The sequence below is a fragment of the Streptomyces sp. NPDC001156 genome, from assembly GCF_053598275.1.
Genome location: NZ_JBSFJX010000246.1, coordinates 1 through 10,629, shown reverse-complemented (window position 1 = coordinate 10,629; position 10,629 = coordinate 1). Strand labels below are relative to the sequence as shown.

General features: G+C 67.9%; 7 protein-coding genes and 2 pseudogenes. 3 read left to right on the top strand and 6 right to left on the bottom strand.

Annotated features, from left to right (window positions below; translation table 11 throughout):
* Positions 1-585: 585 nt before the first annotated feature.
* Positions 586-898, top strand: a pseudogene (locus ACWDA7_RS45540) (radical SAM protein); the annotation flags it as partial.
* A gap of 386 nt (positions 899-1,284) precedes the next feature.
* Here the strand turns inward: ACWDA7_RS45540 and ACWDA7_RS45535 are convergent.
* On the bottom strand, positions 1,285-1,998 hold the full coding sequence (locus tag ACWDA7_RS45535; protein ID WP_450613134.1) for an HAD family hydrolase: 714 nt from the start codon (positions 1,996-1,998) through the stop codon (positions 1,285-1,287).
* On the bottom strand, positions 1,995-2,735 hold the full coding sequence (locus ACWDA7_RS45530; protein WP_450613132.1) for a hypothetical protein: 741 nt from the start codon (positions 2,733-2,735) through the stop codon (positions 1,995-1,997). The genes ACWDA7_RS45535 and ACWDA7_RS45530 overlap by 4 nt, the downstream gene beginning before the upstream one ends.
* Before the next feature lie 288 nt (positions 2,736-3,023).
* Here ACWDA7_RS45530 and ACWDA7_RS45525 point away from each other — a divergent pair, with 288 nt between their 5' ends.
* Together ACWDA7_RS45525 and ACWDA7_RS45520 are read left to right on the top strand one after the other, a co-directional pair.
* Positions 3,024-3,935: a hypothetical protein gene (locus ACWDA7_RS45525; protein WP_450613130.1), complete on the top strand. Its 912-nt coding sequence runs from the start codon at positions 3,024-3,026 to the stop codon at positions 3,933-3,935.
* Positions 3,936-4,073: 138 nt separating this feature from the next.
* A complete protein-coding gene (locus tag ACWDA7_RS45520; protein ID WP_450613128.1) occupies positions 4,074-5,057 on the top strand; it encodes a hypothetical protein in 984 nt (327 codons plus the stop codon).
* A gap of 69 nt (positions 5,058-5,126) precedes the next feature.
* Here the strand turns inward: ACWDA7_RS45520 and ACWDA7_RS45515 are convergent, their stop codons facing one another.
* From ACWDA7_RS45515 to ACWDA7_RS45500, 4 genes and pseudogenes are all read right to left on the bottom strand, one after another.
* Positions 5,127-7,163 (bottom strand): helix-turn-helix domain-containing protein, encoded by a 2,037-nt coding sequence (locus ACWDA7_RS45515; RefSeq protein ID WP_450613136.1) that lies wholly within the window; start codon positions 7,161-7,163, stop codon positions 5,127-5,129.
* Positions 7,164-7,424: 261 nt separating this feature from the next.
* Positions 7,425-7,817, bottom strand: a pseudogene (locus ACWDA7_RS45510) (TniQ family protein); the annotation flags it as partial.
* Positions 7,814-8,938 carry an AAA family ATPase gene (locus tag ACWDA7_RS45505; protein WP_450613126.1) on the bottom strand — a complete coding sequence of 375 codons (1,125 nt, stop codon included), beginning with the start codon at positions 8,936-8,938 and terminating at the stop codon, positions 7,814-7,816. The pseudogene ACWDA7_RS45510 and the gene ACWDA7_RS45505, both read right to left, overlap by 4 nt.
* Positions 8,935-10,530, bottom strand: coding sequence for a transposase (locus ACWDA7_RS45500; RefSeq protein WP_450613124.1), 1,596 nt, complete (start codon positions 10,528-10,530; stop codon positions 8,935-8,937). The genes ACWDA7_RS45505 and ACWDA7_RS45500 overlap by 4 nt, the downstream gene beginning before the upstream one ends.
* Between the last annotated feature and the right edge of the window lie 99 nt (positions 10,531-10,629).

Here is a 10,629-nt window from a genome sequence, read left to right as displayed (position 1 = left end):
GCTGGGGGGTTGCGGCGGGGGTCCCGCGCCCCCATATCCTCTATCATCCCCATCCCCCACCCCCCGCCCCCCCCGCGGGGGGGGGGGCCCCCCCCCCCCCCGCGCCCCCCGCGGCGCTACGGGAACCGGCCCCGCCGGCTCCGGCCTACCCGGCTCGGACCGGTGTCCCGCGTCACGTCGAGTGAGTACGGGATCTGCCCTGCGACCGTGTGCGCATGCCCACGGTTGCCGAAATCCACGGCCGGTGCGAGCGACACCCGCCCTGTCCGACATGGCAAGTTGAGTGGGCTTTCGATCCAGGCCAGGGGCTTGCAGCTGTCCTCAGCGCAGTCACGACACCCGGCGTCGCCGGTTCTCCGGGGAGCGCGCCGCCATCCGGCTCCCGGCCACGGGCTTCCCGGTCACGGACGTGCGCCGCATCCAGGGTGACGGGGACCTGGCCGGGCACGACCCCTGACTTGGGCAGGCAGCTGCGCGGTGGCGCTGCCGCCCACGGCGGCTTCGCCCGACGCCGTTGCCCGGTGGGACTGGGGCCAGGGCGCCAGCCCGAGGTCGGGGACGCGGCAGCCGCTGCGGCCGTCGGGCAAGCCGTTCACCGGCTGCAACACGGGTCACGCCTTCTTCCACGCCGATCCGTTCGGCATTGCCTCGATGTGCAAGGTCGGCCGCGACCCGAACATCAACCTGATCAAGGAAGGCGTCGAGGGCCTGTCCCGGCTCGGCTCCATCGCCTATTCCCTCATGCTTCGCAGCGGTGGATGCTCCGGCTGCCAGCCGTCCGGCACCTGCTGGACCTGCCGGCCGCTGGCCGCTGGCCGCTGGCCGCTGGCCGCTGGCCAAGCTCTACCAGGAGGCGAAGGCACCAAGGAACACCTACTGCCAGCACGTAGAAACGTAATCGCCATGTCCCCTGCACCCCAGGCCCGGCCGCGCCGATCGCCGACCCGCCCGCTCGCCGATGTGACAGACGGCAGCACGCCGTGGTGACAGGACCCCGTGCGCTGCCCACAGATGAGATCGCGGCCCGAGGTGGCGTGCAGCATCCCGCTCCGGCGCCCGCCACGGTGGAGTTCGCGACTCAACACCGCTTCCGGCCTGGTCGCAAAGGCCTGCGCGCACACGGATCGACACGTTATGGCCTGCCTCAGGCCCGGGTTGTCGCTCGTACCGATGACGCCAGTCGAAACAAACTTCTGTGCTGTCCGGAGACGTGATTGCACCACGTCCACCAGCAGCCCCCCTCGTTCGTCTGCTGTCAGCAACGGCTGACCGCACACCGCTGGATCATCGGGCCAGGCTTCGCCTTTCACTCTTCCCCGCCGTCCCGAGGGTCGGACCCACAGGCAGTGGCTGCGGGAGGATGCGAGCAAGGGACTCCGGCGTGCCATTGAAGTGTTGAGCCTGCAGTCCCAGTCGGGCAGCGGCTGCACAGTTGTCGCGCCGGTCGTCGACGAACAGGGTCCGCTCGGGTCGAGGTGAACCGGCAGCCTCAAGCGCCGCCTCGTAGGCCCGCCGAGCCGGCTTGTTCACCCCGATTCTGGCGGAAAAGAGGGCCCTGGAGATCAGGGTGCTGCACCACGAGGTGCGTTCGAGTGCGTCGGCGAGCGGGTGGGGTGCGTTGGAAAGGAGTACCAGACGAGCTCCGGCGGCATGCGCTGCACGTAGTTCGGACATGACGGCTGGGTCGGTGCGGGTCCACATGGCGGTGTCGGCCTGGCGGAGGGTGTCGAGCAGGGCGCTGCCGGGCGGGGCTGTCAGCTCGCCGCGCAGCAGATCGTTCCAGAAGGCGTGGGTGGTGAGTTCTCCGGAGTCGTAGGGTTCGCGGCGTGCCCAGAAGGCTCGCTCGAAGTCCGCGGTCTGGTCGGAGGGCCATCCGGCGAGGGTTGCGAGGCGTGTCCACTGTTGCGGGGTGGGCTGTAGGCCGATGACGCCGTTGTAGTCGAGGATCACGGCCTCGAGGCGCGTGTCGGAGGATGGGCCGAGGGGTCTCTTCTTCACCGGGGCTCCAGGGCTCGGCGGGCTGTGACGGCAACGAGTGCCGCCAGGAGGGCAGGGAGGACCAGGGCGGTGGGGAGGTTGGTGAGTGAGGCAAGGACGCCGATCGCGGCTGGTCCCGCCAGCAGGCCGAGGTAGCCGGTGGTCGCCACGGCTCCCACCGCGAGTGGTCCTCCGCGCCCGGCGGCGGTGATCAATGACGGCACTGCGGTGGACAGGCCGAGCCCGAGCATCGTCCAGCCGGCCAGGGCGGCCGGTGTGGACCCCACGATCAGGCCGGTGATGAGGCCGACTGCGGCAATCGCGGCACCGATGCGGACTACGGTGGCCGCACCGAAACGTGCGATGAGGCGATCGCCGACCAGGCGGCCGGTGGCCATCGCGGCACTGTAGGCAGCGTATGCGCCGGCCGCGGCCGCCTCGCTGGAGTGGAGTGAGCGAAGGTGCACGGCTGACCAATTGGCCGCGGCGCCCTCGCCGAGGAGGCAGGCCGCGGCGAGCGCTCCGAGTAGCCACACGCTGCTGAGCCGAACGCGCGGCGTGGGCACACCGCCTGATGGCCGGTCGTCGTCACCAGGACCGTCCAGATGGCCGGCGGCTCGGATCACCGGCGCCAACGCCGCGGCGGCGAGCGCGGTAAGGATCCCGGCGGCGCCGAACAGAAGCCGGTGGGGGGCCCACGCGGTGGCCACGGCGAGGGCGGCTCCTGCGAGTGCGCCGAGAGAGTTGTAGGGTCTCATGATCCGTGGCATAGCCCATCGCTCTGACCAGCGGTTCCTCATGCTGTCTCAGGTAACGTCCGGGTACTCCTGTCTCAGGACGGGCGGATTTTCCTCCCGCGCAGGCGAGCTGGGGAACGTTCCAGTTCCCACAGTCGAGTGCACCGCATTGACCCCACGTGTGAGCCCTTGATCTCTATCCGATCGGCGGCTGCGCCAGTGCCGGGTGTGCGGTGAAGTGGCGTCTGGCGCTCATTGCGATCTTTCGTATGCTTGCGCATACCGATCCGTATGGAAGGGCGGTCGCACGTGGTCAACACCGTGCCTGTGCAACGTGAAGTGCTGCTTGAGACCATGCCCGAGGTGGCTGCCTTTGCGCGCCCTGCGGTACGGCTCCACCCTCGCCGGGCCGAGCCCACGGCTGACCAGAGTTCGGCGGGCGGGCCCCTGCTTTGGCCGAAGCAGGACGCGTGGCCGACGTGCGCTAGGAGCCATGATCGGCCTCGTGATCTGGCTCCCCTGGTGCAGCTCTTTAGGCGCGACCTTGCGGAAGGCCGCCCGCTTCCCGACTGGATGTTTCCCGGATCGTCAGACCTCCTGCAAATCCTGTGGTGCCCCAATGAGCACGGGGGCACGAGCGTGCCGGCGGCGCATCTGGTGTGGCGAAACACTGACGCGCTCGCGGGCGCCTCAGCTCGTCTACCCGAACTACGGGATGTCGACCTCGACGATGCGATACCGGTTCCGTGCGTGCTTCATCCTGAGGTGATCACCGATCTTCCGCCGTTGAACTACGACGGCAGCGACGCGAGGGAGGGTGAGTTGATGCCTCCACTCCTGCCAACGGAGCTCAACGATCGCCTCTGCGCCTGGAGACACCCGACAGAGCCAGAGCTTCGCGAGGGGGCGTCCCACTACTGGGCGATGGCCACGGCTCCCGGCTGGAAACTGGGCGGATGGGCAGATTACGCGAGCTACCCCGACCGGTATGCCCGCTGTCCATGCGGCGCGCAGACGCGGCTCGTGGCCGATCTGATGTCGGCCGAGGGGCTCGATGGTTGGTGGCAGCCGAGCGAGCCTCCCGACTTCCCGTGGAAGGGCTCGCCGCGCGATTGGAGCTTTCACGAGCCGACACAGATCCGACTCGGCCGAGACGGCTTCCAAGCGCTGTTCGGCTGCACGGCCGATCCCGATCATCCACTCATCACATACATCGAGTAGAGACTGTTCCCAACGCGCCTCCGTCCTGGCTGTGCATCGCCGTGCATTCCACTGCAGCCGAAACGTACGCCGTCACGGCCAACCGGTGGGCAGCGAGAACGTGCTGGATAGGACAGCGCCAGTGGCAGAGGAGGAGGCATGGTGCGTACGACGCCGCCGCGTCCGGTGGACGTGAGCGTGGAGTTCCCGGAACTGGCCGGAATGACCCGCACTGCGGTGCGACTGCACCCCGTGCCGGGGGCGCCGACGGTGCACGACAGTTCAGTGGGCGGACCGCTGCTGTGGCCAGCCAATGAGGAGTGGCCGCGATTCGATCCGGAGGAACCACCCCACGGCGAGGTGACGCTCGCGGACGTATGGAAGCCGCACGCGCTGCCGACCGCAACGCAGCAGTCGGGGGTGGAGCTGGTGGGGTGGCCGACGGACGGGTACGAGCCGGGGGATGTGACCGCGTCCGAGCCTCAGCCACTGATTCCGGTCGCGCAGCTGTACGCGCGGGACGTGCCGCGCCTGCCCTTCCCGGAAGGGACGGACGTGCTCCAGGTGCTGTGGCTGCCGGTGCCGGACCTCGAAGGGTGCTGGCCGGCGGTGCAGTTGCGGTGGCGGGCGGCGGACGAGGTCCGGAAGGTGTTGACTGGGCCGCCGGAGCTGGCGTTCGTCGAGCTGGACGAACATGTGCCCCGGCCATGTGTACTGCACCCGGAGGAAATACGGGAGTTCCCGCCGCTGCACCTGTTGGGCGAGGAGTTGCAAGAGCGCGTCATGGCCTGGTCGCAGGCCGCGTCACTGGAGTACCAGTGGGAGCTATCCGTCGCACCGGGTTGGAAGGCGGGCGGCTGGCCGGCGGAGTTCACCTTCCGTGACCCGGCGGACGCCGACGAACTGTGCTGCGGTGAGTGCGGCGGTCCCGTCGAGGCGCTACTGACGATCGACGGCGGCGAGCTCGGCGCCGGCGGGGGGAGCTGGGCCGCCCTGGAACTCCAGGCCATGGTCGAAGCGGACCCGAGCACCCACCTCGACGTTTACGCGCCCACACAGATCCAGATCGGGCGCGGCTACGTGCTCCAGTTCTACTACTGCCTGGCCGACCCGAAACACCTGCCGCGGACAATCATGCAGTAGCCGCGTCGCCGCAACCACCAGCGACGTGATGGACGCCCCTCGATGGGACAGCGGCCAGCCCCGCCCGCGCTACTGCGTCGTGCCCGGCACTGGCCTGGTCTTCCGGACGGCGGTGGCCACCTCTTCTGCAGGGATCTTGTTGATCGCGGTGACCACTCGTCGGCCAAAGCTGGTCAGCTTCATGGCTCTGCCGCGCGTAGCTCGTTCCAGCAGGGGCTGTCCGAGGTCTTCCTCAAGCTGGTTGATCTGGTTCACCAGCGTTGACCGATTGATGCTGAGGGCTCGCGCTGCCTCATGCATCGAAGGGAAGGACGATGCGGCCGCGAAGTGTCGCATCCTCTGCCAGGCGTAAGGGCTGGTGAGGGCGTTTCGCATGATAGCGGGGAGATGGATGGCGAGTTCGGTTGTTCGGAGGGCGGCATGGTGACTTGCTCCTCCGCTGCGACGGAGGGGGATGTTATGGACGCGGGCCCAGCGGGCCATGTTCGAGCGGCTCATGCCTTGCTCGCGGGCCAGGTCGGGCAGGGTCCGGCGGCGGACGACGTACTGCTCGAAGAGCCAGGACCGTTCGATGGTCACGCGGGGCTGGCGGCCTTGGAAGCCAGTGATCGGGATGTCGTATTCGCGGGCAAGATCGGTCAGCAATCCGCGGGAGAAGCCAGTCATGTCGGCGATCGCCTGGAGTGAGTGGCGTTCGTCGAGATAGAGGCGTGCGAAGACGTCCTTCGGGATTTCGCGGCGGGCTCGCTGGCGGACCTGGACGGTGGATCGCGCTGAGCGTTCGGTCAACTCGGCTGCCGGGGCAGGGTGTTCGTCCAGGACGTAGCGGATGGCAGCGATGCTGGTGTCGAGCACGCGGGCCGCATGTTGGACGGGGCGCTTGTGCTGGCGGACGAGTTGGTGGAGGCGGGGGACGTCGATGTGATCCGGGTCGGATCCGGGCAGATCGAGACCGCTCAGCAGCGTGGCGGGCGGCTGCCAGGTGATCGGCTCGTTGTGGATGCGGTTCTCGGCGAGGAAGTGCCTTGCTTCTCCAGCCAGTGCATCGGCGAGTTCGGGGGTTTGGAGGGCCGCGAAGTAGGCGGTCTGTTGCCTGAACTCCGCTTCGGTGAGGTTCTGGTGGCGGGGGAAGGCTTCGGCGGGGAAGCCGCTGATGCGTTGGAAGAGCAGGCTTCGGACGATCTGTTCGCGGGGTCCTCTGCCGACAGGGGTGCCAGTGTGGCGGCAGATCTGTGACCAGCGGCTGTGGGGAAGCAGACGGGTGTAGTCCAGGCGGCGTCGCCGCTGATAGTCGATAGGAATCTGGGTGGCATCGAGATGATCGGCGAGCTGGATCAGGGCAACAGCCGTGTCGGTCCACTGCGGCTGGTCCTGAAGCCACTGCAGAATGCGGGAGATGTTGATCCCGTTGGTGGCCGAGCCGAGGCGTCCGGCAACGTCCTCAAGTCGCGCTTTGCTACCGACGATCAGCAGGGAAGCGGCCAGGACCGGGGCGATAGCGCGAGGATAGACCCCTTCTGGCGGAGTGAGCCGCGTAGTCCAGACGGGCCAGAACATACTGGGGATCTTCCGGGCTCTTCGGTCGATGTCCCGGCTGGTCTTCTCCGTGCGTCGGGGCATGGCGGTGGGGGTGCGATGCCGGAGTTGTTCATTGGGCCGCATGCCGGGTGCAAGAGCCGCGAGGTGCACCGCGTTCAGGACCGTGCTCAGGTCGCGCCCCCAGCCGTCGATGCTGGTGATGCTGACTTGCCAGAGTTCCTCGCGCATCGCCTCGATCAGGTCCCGCAGCACCCGGCCGGCCCGATGAATGTCGGGCTGTTCGAAGACGTGCATGGCGATGGCGACCGAGGCGGCCGTGCTGACAGCTCGCGGAGGGGCCATGAAGCCGGGCCGCTCGGCGGCGCGTGAGGCGAGCGGGCAACCGGGGGCCGTGATGAGGTGCCCATCGGCGATATCGCGAGGGATCAGGTTCCGTAGGTCGGAGGCGGGCAGGTCTTGCAGAACGCGCCTCGCGATCGCCTGGATATCCGTGAGGGCTTGTCGCGCGGATTGAGGGCTGAGCTGGTAGGCGCCGAAAGCAGCGGTGTCCGCGTCGATGATGTCCAACAGCCGGGCCTGTGCCAGCAACGCCGGGTGCGAGGCGGGGAGCCGGAGTGTACGGGTTTGTGTCAGATCGAATCCGCAGCCCTTGGAGAAGCCTCCGCCCGGGCCCGGATATGGAGAGCCGCAGGTATGCGGCCGGGGAATCGCCAGCGTGGAAGCGGGCTGTTCTCGAGGGATCTGGTTGCAGGCAGGACAGCAGTCCGCCAGCAGTCGGCCGTGGTGAAGGCAGGCGAAGGAACAGCCCAGCCGCCAGGACAACAGCCAGCGGCCGCCGTTCTCGATGAGACAGTCCGGGCAAAAGCGCGACCCGCTGCCCCGGCCCCAGAGCACCCGTCGGTTGACGTTCCCGCGCTCGGTATTGATACGAACGGCCCGCCCGTCGTAGTACATCAGCGTCATGTCCGTGACGGTGCGCTCGTCCAGCCCGCTCGCATGCGCGATGTTCGTGGTGTTGGCCCCGCTCAGTATGATCGTCCAGTCGGGCGGGATGCCCCGGAGGTGATCCCCATGGCCCGTTCGCGGAGGAAGTCCGAGGTGGTGCAGCACTTCACCGAGTGGGCTGTCCAGCCGTCGGGCCAAGGCTTCGGTCCAGGAGTCCAGGGCCTCTCCCGGTAGCGGGGGAACCCGAATCGGCAGAGTGCGGACGCGCGTATTCACGCGGCTGTGCCCGACCGCGAGCGAGAGCGGGGGCGGCTGGTCAACCGGTGCTGTTCCAGGGCCGCCTGGAGCTCAAGGCGGGACGCCTCGGATGCCTCGTCGTTCTTCACCCGGTCCATCAGCTCCTGGTCGAGACGTTCGGCGCCGGTGCGGACCGCCCTCTGGCAACCCCTGTTGATCAGTGTCATCAGCGAGCCGATGTGTCCGGTACTGCGAGCGAAGAGGTAGTCGGACAGGTCGTCCGCGAGCATGCCGGGGTGCTTGTCGGTGAGCACGAGGCGCTGTTCGAGGGCCAGCAGCATCTGCCGCCACTCCCGGCGCCCGGCCTCCGCTTCGATGGTGAACGGACGCAGTCCCAGGCGGGTGGTGCGACGTCCGGTCTGGGCAAGCGCGGTGTCGCGCCCGTTCGTTCCCTCGCCAAACAGGCCCTTCTCCGCAAGTTCGACCCCCACCATCAGCAGCGTCACCGGGAACTCGTTGGCGATCCACTTCAGGTGATTACTCACCTCGATGCCGCTGTTCTGTCCCCATTTCAAGAAGTGCAGATCGTCCAGAACAACCAGGCGGACATCACAGGACAACACGCAGTCCAGCACCCGCCGTCCGAACTGAGCGGTGGTACCCCGCCCCTGTCCGGGGTGACCGAAAAACTCCAGCATGGCCCGGTTGAGGTCCTTCATCCCAGTGTTCCCGGTCAGCCCGACCCGGCAGACGGGGATCCGCTCGTGCCCCTGGCTCGTGAACGGGCCCGACTCCTCGATCTCCCGCTGGTAGAAGTCGCGGGCGAAGGCCAGCACCGAGGTCGTCTTGCCCAGCCCCGGGAACGCGTCGACGGCCACCGCCCCCTTGGCCTTGTCGCCGTCGTGCTCGTTACTGTCGACAATGTCCCACAAGTCCTCGTGGAGCTCTGCCAGTTGTGGTGTCTTGATCGGGCCGATGTTCGCGTGCCACTTCCGGCGACGCCGGTCGTATTCCACTCGCGCCTGCATCGCCAGGGACTTCAGCTGCTTGCGGGTCAGCAGGTCAGGCTGGATACGGCGGGGACTCTCGGCGAACGCCTTGAAGTCCTCCTTCCGCGACAGGGCAAGGTTGTCCGGCCCCCGAACGCTGTTCTCGCTCACACGTCCTCCAGCGCATCAGCGTAGAAGTCGTTGTCGTCGGCGAGGTCCTCCAGATCGGCTTCGTCGTCGTCCCCCGTCTCCGTCACCACGTCGGGCTCCCGCGGTTCCGCGGGCGTCTCGTCCTGACCGAGGGCCTTGCGGACGGACGGAAGGGAGACGACCGTCTCCGCCTCCCCCCTCGGAAGCTCGATGGCGGCCTGCTCGCGTGAAAGCCGCAGAGCCATGCGCCGCTCGGCGATCGTGGTGCCCGGCCCGAGGTTCCACCGCTCCAGCAAGTCAGCGACAGCGAGCCGGTCGTCGGGGAAGCGATACTTCGAGGCAGCCAACTGCCGAGCGAATGTCAACGCGTCCTCGCTCAACGGCATCTCGACCGACGGCGCGTGCTCCCAGACCAGCGTGTGCCAGGCCTGGGTGGCCGGATCACGGAAGTAGATCCGGGTGATGTCGTCGGGGTCCACCTGGAACGGCCAGCCATTCTTGACCGGGCCGTCGTAAGGACTCCGGATACCACTCAGGCCCTTCAGGCCGGGGCCGCTGTAGCGGCGACGGCCAATCTCGACACCGTAGTGCTGGATCGTGCGCCACTTCGTGGCGAGGAACTCAAAGGCCAGGTCCTTGTCCCGCGGGACTTCAATCCAGCCGGCCCGGGCCATCCCGTGCTCGAACATCTTCGCTGGGGACATCCGCAGCCCCGGCACCCCCGGATCGACCAGACTCGCGTGCGGCCTGCAGTGATAGACCACCGCCGTCCACTCTTGGATCATCGCCTCCAACTCGTCCAGGAAGAAGAACGCATCGTCCTCCGGAGCCTCACCCCGAGAGTGGATGTCCGGCCCCTTGTAACCGGGAAGCGCCTCAAGCAGCCCTTCCCTCAAGGTCCGGAAATACCGCTCCACCGGTCCCTTGTCCCGGCCCGTCCGCAGCCTCGCAGGCTGGATCGATATCCCCATCCGGCGGCAGACGCTCGTCAGATGCTCCGAGACGTAGACCTTGCCGTGATCGACCACCAGTGTCTCGGGCACCAGCGGTGGCGAGGCCAGCCAGGGACCGACGGCGCCCTCGACATCGACCAGGACCGTGCGCGGGATGCCGTGCTCGGGCCAGACCGCACCGCGCGGCCAGTCCCGCCCCGCCGGCCGCGGCCTGAACGACTGGAACAGCACCGCGCTGACATCTACCGCCTTCGTCGACACCGGCGTGAGCCGGATCCCGGTGATGCAGCGGGTGTACCAGTCCATCGCAACCGTCAGCTCGGCCTGCACCCACTTCAACGTCAGCGGATCGAACGCGAACACGTCCAACCGCGTGGTGTCCATCAGCAGATACTCACCCGGACGCGTCGGCCGCAGCTTCCCGTAGGGACCCTCCGGACGATCCGCGATATCCCGGTTCCGCTTCGTACTCAGCCGGAACAGCGGATGCCGCCGCTCCAGGCCCTCCAGCACCCGAAACGCAGTCGCCCTGCTCGGCTGCGGCACCACCTCCGGACCGAACCGGGCAACCACCCGGGCCCGCGTCCGCTCAATCACCAGTGTCCGCGACGGCTTCGACTGATCGGTGTGCTCGACCATCACCTCCAACGCGGTCTCCACCCACCCCTCTCTGTCAAAGTAGACCGAGTCAGGCATACTGGACGATTCATTGAGTCGAGGGCGGAGAAGGAGTAGTGCCCAGGTGGCCAGCACCAACGA

What these genes read in the sequence shown, in the direction of transcription:
- ACWDA7_RS45520 (WP_450613128.1), top strand. Translation starts at nt 4,074, where the DNA reads ATGGTGCGTACGACGCCGCCGCGTCCGGTGGACGTGAGCGTGGAGTTC.
- ACWDA7_RS45530 (WP_450613132.1), bottom strand. Translation starts at nt 2,735, where the DNA reads ATGAGACCCTACAACTCTCTCGGCGCACTCGCAGGAGCCGCCCTCGCC.